The sequence below is a fragment of the Lachnoclostridium sp. genome, assembly GCF_031997925.1.
GTDB lineage: Bacteria > Bacillota > Clostridia > Lachnospirales > Lachnospiraceae > Lachnoclostridium.
Window position 1 is genome coordinate 148672 of record NZ_DAMADT010000006.1, and the last position, 21962, is coordinate 170633.

Below are 21962 nucleotides of genomic sequence, written 5' to 3' on the forward strand. Positions count from 1 at the left end.
CTCGTAACCCATTACAACTACGTTACTATTTCAGTGGAAACTTGTATTCCCACTGAAACAAGTTAAAATACACGTTTGAGAAAGGACTTACCTATGATACTTGCAGATTTTCATACCCATACAAATTTTTCAACCGATTCTGATAGCACCCCCGAATCCATGATAGAGCGTGCTATCTCTATGGGATTAACCACCTATTGCATTACTGATCACATGGATTATCGTTATCCTCATGGAGAAGAGGGTACCTTTACCTTCACTCCTAATGATTATATTACATGTCTTCAAGAGTTAAAAAAACACTATGCGAATCAAATTGAGCTTTTAATTGGAGTTGAGCTCGGTCTACGAAATGAACCAGAACTAAAAGAAGAGGTGCGAGAATATTATAATTCCTTATTATCCACCTACCCTTTTGATTTTGTTATAGGTTCTACTCATGTACTGCAAAATACAGATCCATATTATAAAGAATTCTGGACAACGAATACAACAAAAGAAGGAATTCTAGCTTACTTTCAGTCCATAGCTCATAATGCGAAATATTATCGTGGATTCCAAATACATGGACACCTTGATTACATTATCCGCTATATACCAGAAACTCTAAAGGCTTATGATTACCTTGACTACAAGGATATTCTGGATGAATGTTTAAGAACTCTTATCGAACATGGAATTGGTATTGAATGTAACACCTCAGGTTTTAAATATAAGCTATCAAGTCCTCATCCAAAAGCTGAGATTTTAAAACGCTATTTAGAATTAGGTGGAGAAATCTTAACCATTGGCTCTGATGCTCATAAACCAGAACATATTGCTTATGATTTTACAGTAGCAAATGATTTATTAACAAACCTTGGTTTTCGCTATTATACGGTATTTCGTGATAGGAAGCCTACGTTCTTGAAGCTATAAGAAAGTAGAAGAGATATCAAGATATAAGGCAGACTGAAGAAACGTCATTTGGCTTAGCCAAACGTTGGAGGGCAACTTAACTAGTTGGCTAGATAGATGGTCCGATCTAAAAGTTATACCTTGGGAATAGGCAATAAAACTACAAGATAATATAGCTCTACATTTGTAATGGAACAAGATTGAGAACAATCATACCCTAAGTCTTGAAATAGAGCAAAAAAATCGCATCTGACAGAAGCAATATTAATCCTTCTGTCAGGTGCTTTTTTTAAATGTCCTTATTTTATTATAGTTCCGCCTCCAACAACGATATCTCCTTGATAGAAAACAACTGCTTGTCCAGGTGTAACCGCACGTTGTGGTGTATCAAACTCACAAGCTATCTCATCATCTGATACTTTACGAATCGTACATTTGGAGCCTTCGTGATTATAGCGAATCTTTGCAATAACTTCCATACCATCTTCAAACTCTTCTACTGCCATTGCATTTAGTTTATTTGCGATCAAACGATCTGTGAATATCTCATCATTACTTCCAATTACTACTTCATTTGTTTCAGGGCGTATTTCTACAACAAAAGCAGGACGTCCAAGTGCAATACCAAGTCCCTTTCTTTGACCAACCGTATAATGAATGATTCCTTGATGTTTACCAAGGATATTTCCCTTCGTATCTACAAAATTACCAGGTATGATTTTCTCACCTGTATAATCTTCAATAAACCCAGCATAGTTATTATCTGGTACAAAACAGATTTCCTGACTATCTGGTTTATTTGCAACCAATAATCCTATCTTCGCAGCAATTTCACGCACTTCGTCCTTGGTATACTCACCAACTGGCATTAATGTTTTGCTTAATTGATCTTGTGTTAAATTATATAATGCGTAAGTCTGATCCTTAGCAGCAGTCGCGGATTTCTTTAAAGCAAATCGTCCGTTTGGTAAAGTTACAATCCTAGCATAATGACCAGTAGCGATATAATCTGCTCCAATTTGCAATGATCTTGTAAGAAGTGACTCCCACTTTACATAACGGTTGCAAGCAATACAAGGATTCGGTGTACGACCCGCCTGATATTCCTTTACAAAGTAATCCATAACATTAGCTTTAAATTCCGATTTAAAATTCATCACATAATAAGGAATATCTAAAGAGTTAGCAACTCGTCTAGCGTCATCTACTGCGCTTAAGCCACAACATCCTCCATTTTCCTCTACTGTTTGGTTATCCTCATCCTGCCAGATTTGCATTGTAACACCAATGACATCGTATCCAGCTTCTTTTAAAAGGTACGCTGCTACTGAGGAATCTACACCTCCAGACATACCAACTACAACTTTTTTCATCTTTTACCTCATTTCTCCGAATCTTGAAACGTGTGAAACTTAGAAATTCTTAGGCAGCATCTTTTGGTGCCTTAGAACTTCTAAAACTTCACACTTTCCTCTATAACAACAAACCTATCATCAATCTTTACTTACAATACCACTATAATACGAACATTTGCAAGCATTTACTAGACTCCATACAAGAAAAAGTGCGCTATTCGAACTTTTCCTTGTCATGAATGAAAAAATCAACAAGGCACTGTTCCATCCTAAGATTTAAAACAGCGCCTTGTTGTTTCATGTCAAAATGAGCTAATGAGCATCATCTTCTTAAATTCATTGTCATTTCATTCATATCTTGATGATTCATCTAATTAATACTCTTCTGTTTCTTCCTCATCTTCATGAATGTCATTCTTTGGCTTTTTTAAACCTTCAATTTGAATACCATGCTTTTCAGCATAATCCCAAAGAGCTGCATGGATTGCTTCTTCTGCCAATAAGGAACAGTGTACCTTAACTGGAGGAAGACCATCAAGAGCCTCCATTACTGCTTTATTTGTTACTTGTAAAGCCTCTTGCACTGTGAGACCTTTTACTAATTCTGTAGCCATGCTACTTGTTGCTACTGCTGCGCCACAACCAAAAGTTTTGAATTTTACATCTTGGATAACTTGGTTTTCATCAATATCAAGATACATTCTCATGATATCTCCACACTTAGCATTACCAACGGTTCCGACACCGCTCGCATTTTCTATTTCGCCAACATTTCTAGGATGTTGAAAATGATCCATAACTTTTTCTGTATACATAACTGTTCCTCCATTTTCTTTTCTAATATCTTGGTATGTTATCTATTATTATTCTGCACGATTCTTTGATAACTTCTTCATAAAATCTTCGTACAGTGGTGACATCTGTCTTAACTTTTCAACAATCACTTTTATTTGATCGATTGTAAAATCGATATCTTCTTTTGTTGTGTCCTCACTTAAAGTTAATCTTAATGAGCCATGTGCAATTTCATGTGGTAATCCAATTGCTAATAAAACGTGAGATGGGTCTAGGGATCCAGAAGTACAAGCGGAACCACTTGATGCTGCAATTCCTTGCATATCAAGCATGATTAATAGTGATTCTCCCTCAATAAATTGGAAACTTAAGTTTGCGTTATTTGGTAAACGATTTTTACGATGTCCATTTAATCTTGTATATGGAACTTCTTTTAATACTCGTTCAATAAGATAGTCACGAAGTTCAATTTCTCTCTCAGTTCTTTCCTTTAAATTGGATGCTGCAATCTCAACTGCCTTACCAAATCCAACAATACCTGGTACATTTTCAGTACCTGCTCTACGCTTTCTTTCCTGACCGCCACCGTGAACAAAGGAACGTAACTTAAGACCATTTTTAATATAGAGGAAACCAATTCCCTTTGGTCCATTTAATTTATGACCACTGGCACTTAACATATCGATACCAAGTTCCTTCACATCGATTGGCAACTGTCCAAATGCTTGAACTGCATCGGTATGGAATAAAATATTGTGCTGCTTCGCAATTTCACCAATTTCTTTTACCGGCTGAATCGCACCGATTTCATTGTTTGCATACATAATTGATATTAAGATAGTGGTTGGCCGAATCGCAGCTTTTAATTGATCAAGTTTAACAATTCCGTTTTCATCCACATCGAGATAAGTAACTTCAAACCCAAGTTTTTCTAAGTACTCACAAGTATGCAAAACCGCATGGTGCTCAATCTTACTTGTAATAATATGATTACCCTTATCGCGATAAGCTTCTGCAACACCTTTAATTGCCCAGTTATCAGACTCAGATCCACCAGCGGTAAAATAAATCTCATTATTCTCACAGCCTAAGGTCTTAGCAATGACATCTCTTGCTTCTGTAACTGCTTTTCTGCTTCTTGTTGCTATTTCATACACGCTGGAAGGATTACCATAATTCTCATAAAAATATGGTAACATTGCCTCTACTACTTCCGGTCTGGTCTGAGTGGTAGCAGCATTATCTAAATAAATCATTTTACCCATTCCGATCTCCTCTTTTCTCTAACCTGTTTTCGTTCCTACTGACTTATTTTTTGTCTATAAACTACATTTTCTCTATTATTTCCATATGACATGAAATCATACGATATTACTAATATATTTGCTCGCTTTTATCATCACTTTTCTCTCTGCAATGGATTTTCATCCCATTACAGCTTTCGGATTTCAAGCTTATCACTAATCTTGCAAAGTAAAACACTACAAGCTTCTGATATATTTTACGCATCGATGATTCTCTTGTGAAAGAAATGCCAAGGTCTTCCATATTTCCTATCGGTATTTCTCTAACAATGTTGTCTTTTTTCGACAATTCGGTTATATCCTAGTGATTTACTATGATATCGTCATTTTAACCCCAGATAATCCGTTTGTCAATCCCTGTAGTAAAAGATTTATGACATTTTGTGACCTTGTGACATCAACTTTGCTCTATAACGTATATCTTCGTACTTTTTGAATATATTTTATTAATTCCACTATGCCCCGACATCCGGGAGGAGACTGTACACATGAGTAAAAATACAATTATCAAAGGTACCCTGATTCTCACGTTTGCAGGGTTGCTTACCAGGCTGATTGGTTTTTTTTATAGAATCTTTCTGTCTAAGGCTTTGGGTGCAGAGACCCTTGGTCTATATCAGCTCATTTTTCCTGTCTATGGTATCTGCTTTACTATTTATGCCTCCGGAATTCAAACAGCTATCTCAAAGCTTGTTGCTGAAGAAGCCGCGAAAGGCAGTACCAAAAGCGCAAAACGAGTTTTAAAAACAGGGGTTTTACTATCCGTAACGATTGCTTCCATTCTCTCAATCATCATTTATAACTCGAGTGATCTAATAGCAACTAAACTTTTGCTTCATCCTGAGAGTGCATCTTCTCTTCGCATACTTGCTTATGTTTTTCCATTTTGCGGTATCACCGCATGTATTAATGGATATTACTATGGATTAAAAAAAGCTGGTGTCCCTGCACTAACTCAACTGGTTGAACAAATTATCCGAGTTGGATTCGTTTATTTTGCGGCACTTTATTTTGGCGGAGGAAAAATAAAAGCTACTTGTGAACTTGCTGTTGTTGGTATAGTATTCGGTGAAATTGCATCGAATATTTATAATCTAATCTCACTAATTACACAAAAAAAAGAACACTATTCTTCTGCCGGGGTAGAGGACCAATACCAAAGCCGTTTTCTTCGCGCACTTTTTAAAATGAGCGTTCCCCTAACTGCAAACCGACTCTTTATCAGTGTCTTACATAGTTTTGAAGCAATTCTAATTCCTGCTATGCTTCAAAAATCAGGGTTAACCGCTTCTGAGGCATTAAGCTTATTTGGTATCCTAAATGGTATGGCAATTCCCTTCTTGCTATTCCCATCGACAATAACCAATTCCCTCTCTGTTTTACTACTTCCAGCAATCTCGGAAGCTTCTGCAAAACAGAATACGAAACTCATTGCACATACCGTCTCAGTTTCACTCAAATACAGCCTAATCCTAGGCATCTTTAGCACTGGATTTTTTCTGTTCTTTGGATCGCCTTTAGGAATGTCTGTGTTTCATATTGAGGAAGCTGGAACTTATCTGGTGGTAATGGCTTGGCTTTGCCCATTTCTTTATACTGCAACAACACTTAGTAGTATCATAAATGGATTGGGAAAGGCTCATCTAACTTTCCTTAATTCAGTAGCCGGACTATCCCTTCGTATCATACTACTTGCTCTTATCATACCAAAGTTCGGTATCTATGGATATTTGATCAGTGTTTTAATTAGCCAATTATTAACCACTGCACTTGATGTTATTATCGTGGTAAAAAATATACCCTTTAAGTTTGATGCTGTTAACTCTTTACTTAAGCCAGGCATAATTACCTTTTTTGGTTGCTCTGTCTTCTACCGCGCTTATTTATTTTTCAAAACGGTCCTTGATATACCAGACGTTGCCTTAATCGTCTTATGTGCATTCGTACTTACCGTAGTTACTGTGTACTTACTAAAAGCAACGAATGCGATTAAAATGGGTGAATGGAAAATAACCTGATGATAGATAAAAAAATACAATATCACTATTGTAACAACAAAAGACATAATTTAAAAGAGATAGTTTGTTATTCTTTAAAATCGAACGGAATAACGAACTATCTCTTTTTTATTAAGAATTAATAATACTATCTTTTTGCTCATGGTGTTTTGAGATTTTCTGCCTTTCCATCGGAATGGCTCCCAATACTCTCCTTCATAATTTCCTTTTTACATATGGAAAATATCGCTTCCTCTAATATTTTTTCTGGTAGCATGAATACATATTTTTGAGGACTTGTTATCATATCATCTGGAAACTTAGGGAATAAAAATCCCTGTCCAACCATGGTATCATTATTTAACTTCGACATCCCACGTTTAAAGCTATCAAGGTAATTCCCATAGTGTACACAATAAAGCTTATAAGTATTTCTTAACTCTCTTGGAATTACCTTACTCGTATATTCGTAGAGAGCATTCACAGCAACTAACCGATCAAAATAAAAAGATGCTGTATTATAATCTGTAATAGTTATGAGGAAAAAGCGATTTTTTGTCATCCCAATATGAGCTTCTATTCCGGTGAAGATTTCCGAAGATTCCGGTATCGACTGTCTTACCTCATCAAAATAATTATCCATAATACACTCAAATACAATTTCTACCGTTACCTTTTCCTTCCTCACCTCTTTTAGCTTATCAAAGCAGGCAACTAACAAAATACCAAATACTCTTGGAACTCCTTGTGAACCACAGATTAGGTGTTTAAAACTATCTTTTGAGAATAAAAGTTCTACAAGGTAATTTGATAGACCATTTCGCTCTTCTTCTGTCATTACGATTCTTGGCGATACGATTAGGCCATTTGGTAGTTGAATAACTTCCTCGTACTTCATTTCAAATAAAAAGAAGTTTAACATAGCATCTTTAAAGAATTGATATGCCTTCTCATTGTTATAATCAAACATACTGTCAAAATTAATGCTATTATGCTTAAAGATATCCTGAGAAAGTTCAATACCTTCTCGAAAACCGTATTCTTGCCTTGTTTGCATACGATATTCCGACCAAACAGAAGCTATCTTAACTACAATAATGCTTGAGCTAAAAAACAACTGTTTCAATACTTGGGCTACTTTGGGCTGTATCGTTATAGAGGTATCTCTATCAATCTGAGTAAACTCATCAATGCAGATATAAAGAGTACGATATCCCATAGTCTTAAGAATCTTTTCGATACTTCTCCTAATCTCATTGATATCAATCCGATAGACATACTGCTTATCCTTCGTCGTTCTAATCTCTCGACCCGCTTTTTTCCCAAAAGAAAATCTCATCGAAAGAAGTCTTGATAATATATGATCTGTTTGTGACACCCCACTGGTATCCGCACTTAAGTTAAACTCATTCTCCTTCACATTGGTATGCTGTGAACTTTCTGTTCCTGTCAACAGAGTTATTTTCTTCTTACCTTCTTCAACAAGTTGGGCTAACTTTAATATATCATCCTCAACCTGACCGAATTTTTTTGGCTTTGGACGTAATGTTCTTTCTTTTTGCGTAAATTCATTCATTAAAAATGTTGTAAATTCTAACAACATATTCTGTACGCAATATGCTATATTATCTTCTAATGCTCCACTCATTATCTCAATACTATTGGGAATACACTCATCCAATCTTACGTACCAGCAAGAATCCTCCGAATGTTCTCCTTTTCTCACTTGATTGACATAATGGGTAAATGCTTTGAGAGTTGTTGTCTTACCTGTACCCCTTCTACCAAAGATTATCTGACATTCCTTTTTTAAAAGTTCATCAAATACTTTTTTATTTGCGCAAACATGATAGCACTGTTCCATGTTTAGTTGATTCGCATTCGAATAAACACTGCTCTTAATCCTTTGAATCACCTTTTCCCTGGAATACTTGCTCATACTCAACCCTCCAATGATTATTCCCCCCAATATCTTTCGTATGGCGTACTCCTTATCTACTTGTATTACCATAATTTTACTATCTTTTATCGCTTGAGTCAATCCTATTTTCTGATACATTGTCCCTAAATCTCGAAATTGTTTCTAATTCTTCACTTAACATCATCTATTTTTAGCGTTTTCTCTTATCATCAAGTTAAATTCATATTAAGAGAAGCTTTTAATTATTTATTGTAAGTTAAAATGATATTAACCATTAAGTCAGAAAGAGAATAAAAGGATTAAGAAATTAGAAATAAGAGATTAAAAGAATTAGGGAGTAAAAGAATAAAAAATCTATTGATATAATTAAGCAAGAAAATCATGCTTTACGGACTTTTTCCTTGTCATGAATTATTACAAGTTTGTAATGTATGTTAATGACGAATAAGGAGGCAAAAATGCCTCCTCCTTTTCTCTTATCAATACTTACGATTAAAAAGAACTTTTATTATAATCATATTACCTAAGTAATAAATTAGCCCTTATACAATATCAAATGTAAAAACACATGAATTCATACCATTACTATCTAACGGAGAAGTTACAACCTCTTTTACTCTTAAATTTACTCCAAGCATAATCTCATAGTGATACTTAAAATGCCCACCGCAACAAAAACAATATGTCTTTGAAACAGGATAATCACGTTTCAATTTATTAAAATTAGAGCAGGCACATGCAAATCTTTCACCATGTACCAAACTCTAAATCAACCGCCAAATCTGAAAAACGCACAAGAAAACGACGGTTCTGATCGTTACTTCAAACCGTCGTTTATCTTTCATTTTGTCTTATCATTACCTGCCGGCAAAAGAAGCCTTTCTATTATCCTTCGTTTCGAAACTTTCTTTGCTCTTATGCAAATCATTTTTAAATGTATACCTTATGCAATCATTTTTATATAGAGGTACGAGTTTTAATATTCCTCATAATAAATCCACTTTCAGGTAAGGACGGAATTTTTACTAGACTATATCTCAATTTTTGAGCTGGGATTTTAAATTCTAATTTATTTACTAGAAAATCCAAGCTCACTTTCATTAGATCTATCGTAATCCCCTCTCCCGGACATCTGTGTCCCTTGGAAGGATCGCCGCCACCTTGAGGTATAAAATCAAATAAATGCTCTCTCTTCTCGGAAAATCGCTCCGGACTGAATTTGTAAGGATTTTCCCATATCCGCGCATCATGATTTATACCGTAAACATCAAGGATTACAAGCGTACCTTTTTTGAAATTGTAACCTTTCCACATAAAATTCTTCCTTGTAATTGCACCTAAAAAAGGAGTAAACGGATAGTAGCGTCTTACTTCCTGTACAAACATTTCTCGCATATTTTCATCACTGGATCGTAATATTTTAAAATATTCTCTGTGTTCGTATAATGCATAAGCCGTAAAGGTAATAAATGTTGAAATTGCAACTACTGGACGTAATACATTAATTAGTTCCACTGCAGCCATTTGAGTATCCAGCAGTTTTCCGTCTAAATCCTTGTAGTAGGCTACCTGATAAAGTGCTGAGTTTCTCCCAGGCCTTAGTTTACCAGATCTGGTAGATTCTATGATACCTCTTATCCACTTTTCAGTCCGTTTTCTTGCTTTTTTCCCTTTCCAATACTCCGGTCCGATAGCACTAAAAGTATTCACCATTGTACTAAAATCCTTCGCTCGGCAGTTAACTTCGGAGGCTGGTAATGGTACTCCGGCCCATTCACATACCGATTGACACAAAATACGATTCACTTCATCATAGAGAACAACCTGCGAAGCACCTTCCCATCTGCTAATAGCCTCTTGCCACTTTTCTGTTGTAATCTTTGATAGCCGATCCTGTTCTTCCTGATTCATGATTGTCATGAATAGTTTCTTTCTGTGAAGGTGCCTCCGACCATCCATCGTTTGAATCGCATTTACTCCAAAAAGTGTTTTTTGAATTCTCTTAGGTAACGCTCCCTTTTTTTTCATTAATATTGCATTGTAAAATAGCTTTGCTGCTTCTTTTCCACTGATGCAAATTGCTTTTTTCCCGAGTATGCGCGTTTCAAATAAATCAGAGGAATATCGTTCCGTTCTGTTTTGGATAAATAGATATCCTTCCTTCAATAGAGTAAGTGTGTTATCAATACATTTATCGCGTGGAATCTGTTTTTTTACTATCATTTCCGTTTCTACTCCTATCAATTTTTCTCCAGTTCTGTGCATCGGAATACTTTTAAAGAGATAGCACAGGCACGAATTTTTACATTCAATCATTGTTTTAAGTTTTATGTTGATAGGATAATAATTCCACCATATTAATAAATTATTCATGATTTAGGAAGTTCCTAATTCATTGGATTCGTATCAAATCGTTTGGCGTTTATGCATCGCGATTTTCATTCAATTCACTTAGACTTCAAAAGTTAGCTTATCATTCATAATTTCAATCTTTCATAATATAATAGTTTCAATCTTTCATAAAAAAGAAAAGATATCACCCCTTCGGTAATATCTTACTCTGTTTTGCATTATTCATTTTGCTTATTCGTTTTGCATTATTCGTTTTCTAATTCCATTGGCATCGCCCATAAACCATGCTCCGTACAATATGCATATAAAGTACCTTTGTGAAATGACAGCGGAATACGCACAGCACAGGATTGTTCGGGATATAAACGGGTTAACAATACCTTATCCGTTCTCACGCAAGCAATAAAAGAAATATAGTGTCCCTTGCTCATGGGATGGTCAGAAGAGACATAGTAATCCAAATCGATTTCTTCCATGGTAAAAGTATGCTCTGAAAGGTGCATTTGAGGTATAAGTGGTGTAAGTTTTCTTCCACAGCAGGAAATATTACCACTACCAGTACCAGTTAAAACATTGCCACAGAATGGACATACATAAAGTTTAATCCTTTTCATATTCCCGTTATCGAAATGGTTCATTCTGAGTTTTCCCTTTAACATTTGTTCCAAATCTACACCAAGCACAATCGACAATTCTCCAAGAATAGATACATCTGGACATCCAAAACCATTTTCCCATTTTGAAACTGTTTTGTTCGAAATATTTAAGGCATTAGCAACTTGTTGTTGGGTGTAACCATGTTCCTTACGGAGCTGTTGAATTAATTTTCCGACTTTCTCACAATCCATACAAGCCACCTCCAATCTTTTTGATGATAACCTATCAAAAGTTACTTCTTTACTACTTATGAAAGGAGCAGTATCTTAGTCTTCGAGCCGATTATAACAACACAATTTTAACTCCGTTTGGATATCATGGATTCAGATTCCCTACGACTGCATGCATGAACTAATTAGAGCCAAATCTTACTTGCCCTATTGTTCATTGCAAAGCACTGTTCCCTTAATTCTTCCAATTTAGCGGTATGGTTTTTATTAGGGTCTTCGTATTTTAGTATCTTAATAACTGAAATCTCAAATCCGTTCTGTCCATATATATTCCAGAGTTCCTGCATCCGCTTATTGGGATGATAGTTTGCTGCAAGTTTTGCATTGTTACTATTAAAATCTGCCTTCGTATCCTTTGAGATACCTAAAAATGATTCTCCTGTTTCTTTACAAAGATAGGATATGACGCCCATTTCTGGACGTCTGTTTTTATACGCTTCTATAAGTTCCTTTTTTCTCACACTATCCATATTATTTCACCTCATAATAAAGATAACAAGGAAAAATAAGAAGAGCAATCCACGCTCCGTAGACACTGTCTATTATCTTAATACTTCTATTTTCTTGATTGTTTTATTTTCTTGATTCTTCTATTTTCTTGATTCTTCTATTTTCTTGATTCTATTTTCTTGATTCTATTTTCTCGATTTTTCTATCTCATCAATTGCTTCAATCACAGCTGAACGTAATCCTTTTTTCTCAAGGGTAGCTACACCAACTATGGTAGTTCCACCAGGAGAACATACTGCATCCTTCATAGCACCAGGATGAGCACCAGTCTCAATCTGTAATTTTCCTGTCCCTGCTACCATCTGACTAGCCAATCGATAGGATACATCCCGTGGTAATCCATGCTTTACAGCCCCATCTGCTAACGCTTCCAAAAACATACTGACAAATGCTGGACCACATCCACTTAGTGTTCCTGCCACTGTTAATTGCTTGGTATCAACGAATTCTAACAGACCTATGTTAGAAAATAGTTCTGCAACAATATCATACTCTTCCTTTGTTAGGGAGTGAAGGTTTTCGCAAATAATGATACCCTCTCCGATGGACACAGGAGTATTCGGAATCGTACTTAGATGATGAGTTCCTGGTGCCAAGATAGACTCGTATTTTTCAAATGGATAACCTGCTGCAACGGAAATGACAATTTTTTTCTGTAATAATTCCTTTATTGGTGTAATAACTTCTGGAATCATAAAAGGTTTCACCGCAATCACAATGATATCACACTGTTCTACCAACTCGTTCGTTGATTTACATGGAATCATACCTTTTTCTCTTGTATTTTTACATAGCTTCTCATAGTTTTTTGCACTCGCATAGATTTGCTGCGGTTTCACAACATTCTTATACAATAGCCCATTGGCCAATGCCTGCGCCATATTTCCAAACCCAATAAATCCAATCGTTATATTTTCTAACATATTAACCTCGATTCTGACGCTTTAGCGCCTTTTTATTATCCTTTAGAAAAACTATTTTTTCTATATTCCGAAGGAGTAACTCCAACTATACTTTTAAACTGCCTCATAAAATGTACCTCATTTTTATACCCACATTCATTAGCAACTTCTTTAATTGGCATGTTAGTTTTTGATAAAAGATCTTTTGCGTAGCTAACTTTACACTCAATAACATCTGCAACACATGAAATTCCGAATGTTTTTTTATATATTTTTTGTAGATAAGTATTGCACATATTCATTCTGTCAGCTAGCATATCCACCCGCCATTGCATTCCTGGATTACTATAGATTTCTTCTCGCAAGCGAACCAATTCTGCATAATGCGGATTGATGTATTTCTTTGAGTTACAGTTACTAATTACTTCACTTAATTTCACAAACATCGTTTGTAAAAGCAAAGTCATCGTTTTTTCCTTCTTGGTGTTCATAGAATAATATTCGTTGGACATTAATCGAATCAGTTCACAAACAAAAGTATCATCATATATCTTTATGACTGTATTGAGTGGAATATGTAGCGAATTGAAATAATCAGTACCTGCATCTGACTTAAAGTGAATCCAATCGTTTATGTAAGTGTTACTATAAGAGGAGTAATGTTGTGGAAAATCAATGTCATATATAATAGCAGAACTACTTTCCGCTATTATTTCTTTCCCATCAATTTCAAATAATGCTGGCGTTTTTATCAGTAAAAACAGATAAAAAGGATAACCATTCGGTCTTGATACTTTAAAATTTTTATCATGAGTTCCGTTACTTCCAATTCGTATCACTTCCATAAGTATTCTCCTCTAGGCTAGGATATATCAGTTATTGACCATGATATATTATTGAAATTATATTTGTCAACATCTTATAATAGAGCTTAGCAGAAGTTTGAAATTCTGATAAGGTGCATTTCTTCATTATCAATCTGTTTATCAGAACTAAAATTAGTTCCGATAATATAGCTTACAAGAATTTTGATTCTATAAACTTCTGATAAAAGATGCGTTTTTTGCACCTGTGATCCTATAATCAGAAATTGATTTCAGCTCCGATTATAGGTGTCTTACAATAATACAATAGATAAATACGTTTATACTGAGAGGAGACTTTTCATGATTCGATTGTTTGAACAGCATCAGATTCGAAAAATTAAGGAACTGGATGGTATGTGGGATTTCTCACCTGAAGGAGATTTAGCAGAGTACAAGTTACCAGTCCCAGGTTGTTGGGAACAACATCCTAACTTTAGTACCTATAGAGGTAAAGGAACCTACCGTAAAACAATAGTTATTACCGAACCTAGTACATTAAGACTTGAGTTTAAAGGGGTAAGCCATACTGCTGATGTCTACTTTGATGGGGAACTCATCGCTCATCACTATAATGCTTTTACACCTTTTAGTACCATTATAAAACAAGTACAAAAGGGAACGCATGAAATTAAAGTACTAGTTGACAATGGCTTTGGAGAATACTCCGCATTACATATTCCAAATGATTATTATACCTACGGAGGTATTACAAGACCTGTTTCCTTAGCATGTATCTCAGATACCTATATTAAACAGATCAAATTTACCCCTTCCTTCGAAGATGGTGTATGGTATGGGAAATTAGATGTTGTGATTCATAACACCTCAAGCAAACTTGGAAGATTTAGTTTCGTTAGCACAATAGATCATTATGAGATGAGTTTTAACGATGTAGAAGTATTGGGAAATAGTGAATCCACTGTTACTATAAAACAACAGTTCCCTGATATAACCCCATGGTCTCATAAAAATCCAAAACTTTATTCTATACATACCATCCTATCTTCTAATGGGAATGCAATTGATGATCTTATCGAGAGGGTTGGCTTTCGAACGGTTAACGTTATAGGTACTAAATTACAAGTAAACGGGGAACATGTTTTTCTAAAAGGATTTAACCGACATGAAGACTATGCAACCGTTGGATGTGCAATTCCTCTACCATTGATGGTACATGATATGGATCTTATGCAAGACATGGGCGTAAATGCACTAAGAACATGTCACTATCCTAACGATGAGATATTCCTAGATTTATGTGATGAGCGCGGTATTCTAGTATGGGAAGAAAATCATGCTAGAGGGCTTCTATTAGAAGATATGCAAAATCCTAACTTCGATAAACAATGTGAAGATTGCAATCGTGAAATGGTTGAAAATCACTACAATCATCCTTGTGTTATAATCTGGGGTATCCTAAATGAGTGCGCCAGTGAAACAAAAGAAGGTAGGCTAAAATATCAGAAGCAGTACGAGCAAATTAAAAACATGGACACGTCACGTCCAACCACTTCTGCAACTTGCAGACATTTTACCGACATTAGCCTTGATTTACCGGATATCGTCTCATTTAATATGTACTCTGGTTGGTATAAAGACGTTCCTGTGAAAGAACGAAATGAAGAAGAAATCGAATGGATTAAAAACTCCGGAGGAGACGGTAAGCCAATCATAGTTAGTGAATTAGGTGCTGCCGCTATTTATGGTTATCGAGATCGCACCAGATGTAAATGGAGTGAGGAAAGACAGGCTGACATTATCGAAGAGAATTTAAAAGTATATATGAATGATGAACATATCACCGGAGTATTTGTCTGGCAGTTTGCTGATTGCAGTGTAACAGAAGAAGGACCATGGTTTGCTACTAGAGCTAGATGTCACAATAACAAAGGTGTTGTAGATGAATATCGAAGACCTAAGATTGCGTATGATATTGTAAAAAATTTGTTCTTAGATAAGAGATAGCAATAGACTATCATTTTCTGGTTATAGATTAATTATAAAATTATTAAAGGAACAGTGATTAAGGGCAGACTCTACTTAGTAGGTTTTTCTGCCCTTACTGTTTTATATTGATCGCTATTTTATTGTTAACTTTTTATAGTTTATTTTTTTGCTTTTATAGTTTGCTTTTTAGTTTAATTTTTTAGCTTGCTTATTAGATTGCTCTATAGAGTTTTTGCTTTTCTATCATTTCTGTGTCTAAGGGGTTTTCAATAAATTTTATGGAAATGTCACATTACAATATTCTGCAATAGCATTTGCAGCTTTCATTCCACTTTGTAAGGCTCCTTGCTGCCATCCATGAGTAGAAGAAGTATGTTCCCCAGCAAAATAAACTTTTTCATTATACTCCGGTTCAATCATGGCATAGGAGAAAAGTCTCTTTTGCTCTGGTGAATAGTAACAAAAACCTCCATAAAAACCCTGTTCATTATCCCATTGAATCGATTTCGTATCCTCTACAATTGTATCTAGATATCCTGGTGGAAGGCCATGAACCGCTTCTACTTGCCTCTTTATCTTTTCAATACGTATCTTTTCATCTAAATTCCCTAATCGCAGAGCATTTTGAGTGAGATTATAAGAAGCTAATAAAACTCCCGGTTTCTCCCATAACTTATTTTCATTAAAATACGATTCACTAAGCCCTGCATGATCTGACGGATACCAAATACTTGAAATTGGTAAATCCGTATAAGAACCTCCACCCAAGATTCTCTGATTGCTGTTACCCATTTCCCAAAATCGATTACGGCACTTAAAAAAGGTCTTTTGATTGCTAACATAAGTGACTTCCTTGATTGCCTGCATTTTACTGGTAGAAAACATAGGGAATATATCAACATTTCGAAGACTAGAGAAAGGAATCGCGCATATCACAAAATCAAATATCTGTTGATCAGCCTCTAAAGATTTCACATCTTTGTAGTCTATTACAATCTGATCGCTAAAATCACTCTGACGGATACCTGTTACCATTTTCCCACTATTCCATGTAACATTTCCATAAGCTTCCGAATTAGAATTTGGCTTATTAGACACCAAGGAATTATAAAAAGAAAGGGGCAATTGCACCATTCCTCCTATTATCTCGTATCGAAAAGCAGAATCTACTGTATAAGTTTCTTGCAGATTTTCAAAAAAACTATTGTAATATAAGGAACCAAGAAAAGGCGCAACACAAGATAATAACTCCATGGCCCCCTCACTTAACCCCCTCATCTCCATCACTTGTCGTATGTTATAATAATCAATTGATACAATCTGTTCTGAGTAATTTTCTCTAATCTCCAAAATTTCTCTTCGAATTTCCGGAGTTAAACTAAAAAGCAAAGTAGTTAGTGCATAATTTAATAACTCCTGCCAAGATGTTTCACTTTCCATCTGTGTTAATGGAAATTCGGGATAGATTTTATTCATAACATCTATCCCTTTGGGATCATTTCTCGCTCTTCTATTCCTTACATAGATAAATGCATTCTCATTGTCTTGGACAAATGGTCTAGTATTTAGGCCAAACAGATTGATATAATGCCATACAGTTTCATGGATGACAGGAATTCGCATAGCTCCTAATTCCCCATACAACTGTTTGTCAGTATCAAAATAGTATGTATAAACTCTTCCACCAATACGGCTTTCCTGCATTTCAAATATCGTAATATCCAAGCCAAGCTTTCTAAGCTCATAAGCAGAAGCTAACCCAGCAAGACCACCGCCTACTATCCCTACCCTCTTCCCCTTGCATTTCTCCGGTGATACAATCGTTGTAATATCAACTGGTGGGCTTAGTAGTTCTATTAGATTATCAAAATCTTCCGGGTGATTTGCCTCTTCTAAGGCAATTCTTATCATCAGACGTCTTTCTTCATCTGTTGGATTATTGGGTTGTTGAAATTCTATTCCATTACTCACACAAATCCCGCCTTCAGCTTTTGGAATATAAGATTCCAAACTATGATTTGTATAAGTATATTCGGAAGTCTTTGTAAGAATACTGCGATGTTGGAAATGAGTTGTCTTTAATATTAGTTCATTGTGGGGAAGGATTATTTAGATATGGTAACTTGAGATCTCCATCTATTCCTTACCATCCATTCATATACTCCTAATATTGCACTCCCAACTCCATAACATAGAATATCCTTCCAATCAAAAGTCGAGCCAAGGATTATTCGAAAGAAAGTATTCTTCTGTAATCCTAAAACCTGTACCAATTTAAAATACTGTAAAAACTCCACTCCGGCTGCAAAGGCAAATAGATACAATGCCAGTAATGCATATTTTTCAGGAATTATAACACGTATTGCAGTGTAAAGTACGATAACAACCAACACATCTCCTATGTATGGACGTATAAAGTTATCATGTACATATAATGCAATCAGTACTTCAAGGATTAATAGTACTATAAATGCTACTGCATATTTTATTCTATATTTTCTTTTTTCGTCCTTTTGTAAGTTCATAGCTTTCCTCAATCATTCTTTTAATATCGTCTTCTGGAACACTTCCATCTAAAATAATGGAATTCCAGTGTTCCTTGTTTAAATGGTATGCTGGAACTACGGATGGAAAAGCATCTCGAAAGAAGTCTCTCCATTCTGGATTGCATTTTACATTAACCCAGATGAAGCCATCCTTTTCATAGATCCAAGCAAACACTTTCTTATTTTCCTTATGGCGCATAACGGTCCAGTTTGGATCGTGGAATGGGTAGTCTTCGTAGACGTCTTTTAGGTTGGAGCAGTAGGTTATTACTTCAGTGCGTAGTTGCATTTTTTTGCTGACCTTTCAATTAATTGGTATTATTTAAGTATATATTTATGAAATAATAGATATTGGTAAAATAATTCATAATCATTATTTGGAATTCCCCTCTTTATCCATTATAATATGTGACCTACTATCAATTATAACACTATTATGAAACATATAAAAGCCAACACCCCCGCCAAACTATAACCAATTAGGTGAACCCTCGTAATGTGATTTACATATTTTGCGTTTTTCCTATCTTGTAAGCACTTCCAAAATATGTTAAAATCAGTTTGACAAAATAAAATACTAGTTAGTTTATATTGATTAAAAAGGAGGGCTGACTTCAAATTCCACGAATGATAACATCGAGTCAAAGCTAAAAACATTATACCTTTAATTATTCACAGACAAATAATAAAACAAAGGGGTATTATTATGGCGAATATATGGAGAAAAGTAAGTTTATTGATTGTTTGTGTAATGTTTGTGGGTTTATTTCACTGTGTTCCTGCAAAGGCAGCAACTACATATTACTATGTTTCAACTACAGGTAGCGACTCTAATAATGGCACTACTAAGGAAACAGCTTTTAAAACTCTTACAAAAGCTTTATCGAAAGCTAGTGCAGGAACAACAATTTTTGTTTTAAATGGAACTTATAGTTATTCTACGACATTTAAACTAACTAGTAATGGTACGTCTTCTGAACCAATAAAAATATTAAACTATAGCGGACATAGCCCTGTTATTGATTTCTCTAGTCAAGAATATGCAGATAGTTCAAGAGGTTTTCAAATATCAGGTAATTATTGGATTATCGCTGGTTTAACGATAACTGGTGCTGAGGATAATGGTATTCACATAAGTGGAAACTGTAACCGAGTGCAAGATTGTTTTATCACTAAGTGCGGAGATACTGGTTTACAAATCAGTAATGGTGGATCTTATAATACAATTACTCGTGTTACTTCTACTTACAATTACGATAAAAAAACGAATGGTGAGAATGCGGATGGTTTTGCAGCAAAATTAGGTATCGGACCCGGAAATGTCTTTACTTCCTGTAAAGCATTAAATAATTCCGACGATGGATTTGACTTCTATGATGCAAAAAACGCAGTCAAGGTATATGACTGTGAAGCATCCTATAACGGAGTAGCGAATGGCAATGGAAATGGTTTTAAAGTAGGCGGAAATTACTCAGCAGATAATCATTATCTTGAGAATTGTACTGCCACAGGAAATCGTTCTAGAGGATTTGACCAAAATAACAATACTGGTTATATTACACTAGTAAATTGTACTGGTACAAAAAACAACGTAAATTTCTATTTCCCAACAGCACCAGCTTCTGGAAAGCATAAATTTACTGGTTGTATCTCTTCTGGCGGAGCAAGCAAAGATAAAATTGTAGGAGCAACCGTTACAAACTGTTCATTTTATCAGTAAAAATAATTTATTATGAATCGGATTAATATAGTAGGTTTTGATTCGAATGAAGCTTGATTTTAAGGGATTATATTTACACCTCATTAATACTTAATATTAATGTAGAGTACTTAAGAGTCCTATTGGAATTATCAGGGGTTTTAAATGTGAATAATTAAGGGGAAAAGCCGCTGTAGGTGATCATGATGATCAATTGCAGCGGCTTTGAAAACTGGCTACATTGATTCGTAATCCCCACGAATCAATGTAGCCAATTTACGCATATTATAATTATTTTATAATCTTAACTTTTTCTTCCCCTTAATGGAATTAAATATGCAAATACCATAAAGAAAATTCCTACAATTAATAGTCCAAGATATCCTATTTCAAATATCGAAGGGAACTTATCTGAAATATTAAAAAGTGTTAATTTACCTAAGTCCATTGCATTAAATAATCCTGTATTTTTCCAGAACCCATACGTCATTGAAAAAGCAAATGCACCAACAAGCCCACCGATTACCGCAGCAATCGCTTTACGAATTCCATTTGTACCGGTTGCGGCAACGCAGGTTCCCGGACAAGTCCCTACGGAGCCAAAACCTAATCCAAAGATTAAACCACCAACCACAACGCCAAGATGTGTAGATTTGATACTTAGATGTGAAATATTGAATACTCCTAGAGCAATTGCAATAGATAATAATACGCTAGAAAATCCAATACCAAATACAATGATCTTCATTAATGATAAATCTTGTAAACGTAGCATTGACAATAGCTTTTTAGGGTTTGATGCACCTACCAGATACAAAGCAAATCCAAAAAGTCCTCCTAAAATAATTGCAAGCATAATCTCCATTTACTTTGCACCTCCTTTTAAATTATATCTCATTCCTATAAAAATTGCAGTTGGAATTGCTACTGCAAACACAGCTGCTGCAAATATATATCCACTCACCGATCCTTGCATCATTCCACTCATCATATGACCACTGGTACATCCATCCGCCATACGCGCACCATATAGAAGTAAAAAACCTCCGATAAAACTTGGTACATAAAGCTTTGCTTGATTCTGCTTTTGTTTTGGCATTTCAGGTATTTCAATCATATCTATTGTATCATCGAACTCTTTTTTATTTTGTTTTTTCGTTACCAAATAAGCAATAAAAGCACCAATTGGAATTGCTAATACGAATATAAAATCATAATTAAGTGGATTTTTTATATCCTTAGCTAATTTGCCTTCACTTTTATCATAATAAGCATTGCTGCTAATGTATCCTGATTCTCTAGTATCATCTTCTGAAATCACTTCTGGATCAATCGCAGAGTGGATTATTCCAGATAGAACTGAAAACTGTGTAGAAACCCCAACTGGTTTTACAATTAATGCTGCAAGGAAGAACACTGTTCCTAAGACAAGTGCCTTCACTATCCAATTTTTTGATTTCATCTTAACACCTCTTTTTATTTGATAAGTTTATTATAGAGGTTAAGATTTATTTTATCTGTAACTTAGTTACATCGATTTAATAAAGCCAAATTAAAATGCTGCAAGCTCTTGAAAAATCAAAATATGTTAAAATTAGTATGACAAATAAAATTCTAATTAATTTATATTAATTAAAAAGGAGGGCCGATTTTAAATTCTACGAAAGATAACATTGAGTCAAAGCTAAAACATATACCTTTTATTATTCACAGACAAAAAATAAAACCAAAGGGGTATTATTATGGCAAAAATTTGTAATGTTTGTGGGTTTATTTCACTGTGTTCCTGCGAGGGCAGCAACTACATATTACTATGTTTCAACTACAGGTAACGACTCCAATAATGGCACTACTAAGGAAACAGCTTTTAAAACCCTTACAAAAGCTTTATCGAAAGCTAGTGCAGGAACAACAATTTTTTGTCTTAATTGGAACTTATAGTTATTCTACGACATTTAAACTAACTAGTAATGGTACGTCTTCT

The 21962-nt window shown here is 35.0% G+C and carries 20 protein-coding genes; 5 read left to right on the top strand and 15 right to left on the bottom strand.

Annotated features, from left to right (window positions below):
* Window positions 1–93 precede the first annotated feature (93 nt).
* Window positions 94–918, top strand: a complete 825-nt coding sequence (locus RTP52_RS06590; RefSeq protein WP_312369999.1) for a histidinol-phosphatase HisJ family protein — start codon at window positions 94–96, stop codon at window positions 916–918.
* Window positions 919–1196: 278 nt separating this feature from the next.
* Here RTP52_RS06590 and mnmA read toward each other — a convergent pair whose 3' ends face one another.
* The 3 genes from mnmA to nifS form a co-directional block, all read right to left on the bottom strand.
* A complete protein-coding gene (gene mnmA, locus RTP52_RS06595; RefSeq protein ID WP_312370000.1) occupies window positions 1197–2270 on the bottom strand; it encodes a tRNA 2-thiouridine(34) synthase MnmA in 1074 nt (357 codons plus the stop codon).
* A gap of 356 nt (window positions 2271–2626) precedes the next feature.
* Entirely contained in the window at window positions 2627–3067 is a 441-nt protein-coding gene (gene nifU / locus RTP52_RS06600; protein ID WP_312106590.1) for a Fe-S cluster assembly scaffold protein NifU, read from the bottom strand.
* A gap of 48 nt (window positions 3068–3115) precedes the next feature.
* Window positions 3116–4312 carry a cysteine desulfurase NifS gene (gene nifS, locus RTP52_RS06605; protein WP_312370002.1) on the bottom strand — a complete coding sequence of 399 codons (1197 nt, stop codon included), beginning with the start codon at window positions 4310–4312 and terminating at the stop codon, window positions 3116–3118.
* Window positions 4313–4839: 527 nt separating this feature from the next.
* Between nifS and RTP52_RS06610 the strand changes: the two genes are divergently transcribed.
* Complete coding sequence (locus RTP52_RS06610) at window positions 4840–6369, top strand: putative polysaccharide biosynthesis protein (protein ID WP_312370004.1); 1530 nt, start codon at window positions 4840–4842, stop codon at window positions 6367–6369.
* Window positions 6370–6508: 139 nt separating this feature from the next.
* Here RTP52_RS06610 and RTP52_RS06615 read toward each other — a convergent pair whose 3' ends face one another.
* The 7 genes from RTP52_RS06615 to RTP52_RS06645 form a co-directional block, all read right to left on the bottom strand.
* Window positions 6509–8287 carry a hypothetical protein gene (locus RTP52_RS06615; protein ID WP_312106081.1) on the bottom strand — a complete coding sequence of 593 codons (1779 nt, stop codon included), beginning with the start codon at window positions 8285–8287 and terminating at the stop codon, window positions 6509–6511.
* Window positions 8288–8811: 524 nt separating this feature from the next.
* Window positions 8812–9030 (bottom strand): hypothetical protein, encoded by a 219-nt coding sequence (locus tag RTP52_RS06620; protein WP_312106083.1) that lies wholly within the window; start codon window positions 9028–9030, stop codon window positions 8812–8814.
* A 196-nt stretch (window positions 9031–9226) separates the two neighbouring features.
* Window positions 9227–10492 (bottom strand): cytochrome P450, encoded by a 1266-nt coding sequence (locus RTP52_RS06625; RefSeq protein WP_312370006.1) that lies wholly within the window; start codon window positions 10490–10492, stop codon window positions 9227–9229.
* A gap of 374 nt (window positions 10493–10866) precedes the next feature.
* A complete protein-coding gene (locus RTP52_RS06630; RefSeq protein WP_312370007.1) occupies window positions 10867–11469 on the bottom strand; it encodes a helix-turn-helix domain-containing protein in 603 nt (200 codons plus the stop codon).
* A 164-nt stretch (window positions 11470–11633) separates the two neighbouring features.
* Window positions 11634–11978 carry a GIY-YIG nuclease family protein gene (locus RTP52_RS06635; protein WP_312370010.1) on the bottom strand — a complete coding sequence of 115 codons (345 nt, stop codon included), beginning with the start codon at window positions 11976–11978 and terminating at the stop codon, window positions 11634–11636.
* Between the two features lie 165 nt (window positions 11979–12143).
* Window positions 12144–12941, bottom strand: coding sequence for a pyrroline-5-carboxylate reductase (gene proC / locus RTP52_RS06640; RefSeq protein ID WP_312106089.1), 798 nt, complete (start codon window positions 12939–12941; stop codon window positions 12144–12146).
* A gap of 35 nt (window positions 12942–12976) precedes the next feature.
* A complete protein-coding gene (locus RTP52_RS06645; protein ID WP_312370012.1) occupies window positions 12977–13765 on the bottom strand; it encodes a helix-turn-helix domain-containing protein in 789 nt (262 codons plus the stop codon).
* 321 nt (window positions 13766–14086) lie between these two features.
* On the opposite strand from RTP52_RS06645, the gene RTP52_RS06650 reads away from it, so the two are divergent.
* Window positions 14087–15751 carry a glycoside hydrolase family 2 protein gene (locus tag RTP52_RS06650; RefSeq protein WP_312370014.1) on the top strand — a complete coding sequence of 555 codons (1665 nt, stop codon included), beginning with the start codon at window positions 14087–14089 and terminating at the stop codon, window positions 15749–15751.
* Window positions 15752–16009: 258 nt separating this feature from the next.
* On the opposite strand, the gene RTP52_RS06655 is transcribed toward RTP52_RS06650, so the two are convergent.
* The 3 genes from RTP52_RS06655 to RTP52_RS06665 all read right to left on the bottom strand — a co-directional run bounded on the left by RTP52_RS06655 (window position 16010) and on the right by RTP52_RS06665 (window position 18568).
* Window positions 16010–17704 carry a flavin monoamine oxidase family protein gene (locus tag RTP52_RS06655; protein WP_312370016.1) on the bottom strand — a complete coding sequence of 565 codons (1695 nt, stop codon included), beginning with the start codon at window positions 17702–17704 and terminating at the stop codon, window positions 16010–16012.
* Between the two features lie 134 nt (window positions 17705–17838).
* Entirely contained in the window at window positions 17839–18258 is a 420-nt protein-coding gene (locus RTP52_RS06660; RefSeq protein ID WP_312370018.1) for a ribosomal maturation YjgA family protein, read from the bottom strand.
* A complete protein-coding gene (locus tag RTP52_RS06665; RefSeq protein WP_312106725.1) occupies window positions 18224–18568 on the bottom strand; it encodes an MmcQ/YjbR family DNA-binding protein in 345 nt (114 codons plus the stop codon). The genes RTP52_RS06660 and RTP52_RS06665 overlap by 35 nt, the downstream gene beginning before the upstream one ends.
* 417 nt (window positions 18569–18985) lie before the next feature.
* On the opposite strand from RTP52_RS06665, the gene RTP52_RS06670 reads away from it, so the two are divergent.
* The gene (locus RTP52_RS06670) at window positions 18986–19999 is read left to right on the top strand and encodes a right-handed parallel beta-helix repeat-containing protein (protein ID WP_312370021.1); all 1014 of its coding nucleotides are present in this window, start codon (window positions 18986–18988) and stop codon (window positions 19997–19999) included.
* A 283-nt stretch (window positions 20000–20282) separates the two neighbouring features.
* Here the strand turns inward: RTP52_RS06670 and RTP52_RS06675 are convergent, their stop codons facing one another.
* Both RTP52_RS06675 and RTP52_RS06680 read right to left on the bottom strand, forming a co-directional pair.
* Complete coding sequence (locus RTP52_RS06675) at window positions 20283–20843, bottom strand: YeeE/YedE thiosulfate transporter family protein (RefSeq protein WP_312370022.1); 561 nt, start codon at window positions 20841–20843, stop codon at window positions 20283–20285.
* Window positions 20844–21458, bottom strand: coding sequence for a YeeE/YedE thiosulfate transporter family protein (locus RTP52_RS06680; protein ID WP_331661048.1), 615 nt, complete (start codon window positions 21456–21458; stop codon window positions 20844–20846).
* Between the two features lie 278 nt (window positions 21459–21736).
* Between RTP52_RS06680 and RTP52_RS20505 the strand changes: the two genes are divergently transcribed.
* Window positions 21737–21919: a DUF1565 domain-containing protein gene (locus RTP52_RS20505; protein ID WP_442913523.1), complete on the top strand. Its 183-nt coding sequence runs from the start codon at window positions 21737–21739 to the stop codon at window positions 21917–21919.
* Window positions 21920–21962: the final 43 nt, after the last annotated feature.

What these genes read in the sequence shown, in the direction of transcription:
- RTP52_RS06625 (WP_312370006.1), bottom strand. Translation starts at nt 10,492, where the DNA reads ATGATAGTAAAAAAACAGATTCCACGCGATAAATGTATTGATAACACA.
- RTP52_RS06675 (WP_312370022.1), bottom strand. Translation starts at nt 20,843, where the DNA reads ATGGAGATTATGCTTGCAATTATTTTAGGAGGACTTTTTGGATTTGCT.
- RTP52_RS20505 (WP_442913523.1), top strand. Translation starts at nt 21,737, where the DNA reads ATGTTTGTGGGTTTATTTCACTGTGTTCCTGCGAGGGCAGCAACTACA.
- proC (WP_312106089.1), bottom strand. Translation starts at nt 12,941, where the DNA reads ATGTTAGAAAATATAACGATTGGATTTATTGGGTTTGGAAATATGGCG.
- RTP52_RS06660 (WP_312370018.1), bottom strand. Translation starts at nt 18,258, where the DNA reads ATGAACTTACAAAAGGACGAAAAAAGAAAATATAGAATAAAATATGCA.
- RTP52_RS06630 (WP_312370007.1), bottom strand. Translation starts at nt 11,469, where the DNA reads ATGGATTGTGAGAAAGTCGGAAAATTAATTCAACAGCTCCGTAAGGAA.
- RTP52_RS06615 (WP_312106081.1), bottom strand. Translation starts at nt 8,287, where the DNA reads ATGAGCAAGTATTCCAGGGAAAAGGTGATTCAAAGGATTAAGAGCAGT.
- RTP52_RS06645 (WP_312370012.1), bottom strand. Translation starts at nt 13,765, where the DNA reads ATGGAAGTGATACGAATTGGAAGTAACGGAACTCATGATAAAAATTTT.
- nifS (WP_312370002.1), bottom strand. Translation starts at nt 4,312, where the DNA reads ATGGGTAAAATGATTTATTTAGATAATGCTGCTACCACTCAGACCAGA.
- nifU (WP_312106590.1), bottom strand. Translation starts at nt 3,067, where the DNA reads ATGTATACAGAAAAAGTTATGGATCATTTTCAACATCCTAGAAATGTT.
- mnmA (WP_312370000.1), bottom strand. Translation starts at nt 2,270, where the DNA reads ATGAAAAAAGTTGTAGTTGGTATGTCTGGAGGTGTAGATTCCTCAGTA.
- RTP52_RS06665 (WP_312106725.1), bottom strand. Translation starts at nt 18,568, where the DNA reads ATGCAACTACGCACTGAAGTAATAACCTACTGCTCCAACCTAAAAGAC.
- RTP52_RS06610 (WP_312370004.1), top strand. Translation starts at nt 4,840, where the DNA reads ATGAGTAAAAATACAATTATCAAAGGTACCCTGATTCTCACGTTTGCA.
- RTP52_RS06635 (WP_312370010.1), bottom strand. Translation starts at nt 11,978, where the DNA reads ATGGATAGTGTGAGAAAAAAGGAACTTATAGAAGCGTATAAAAACAGA.
- RTP52_RS06670 (WP_312370021.1), top strand. Translation starts at nt 18,986, where the DNA reads ATGGCGAATATATGGAGAAAAGTAAGTTTATTGATTGTTTGTGTAATG.
- RTP52_RS06650 (WP_312370014.1), top strand. Translation starts at nt 14,087, where the DNA reads ATGATTCGATTGTTTGAACAGCATCAGATTCGAAAAATTAAGGAACTG.
- RTP52_RS06590 (WP_312369999.1), top strand. Translation starts at nt 94, where the DNA reads ATGATACTTGCAGATTTTCATACCCATACAAATTTTTCAACCGATTCT.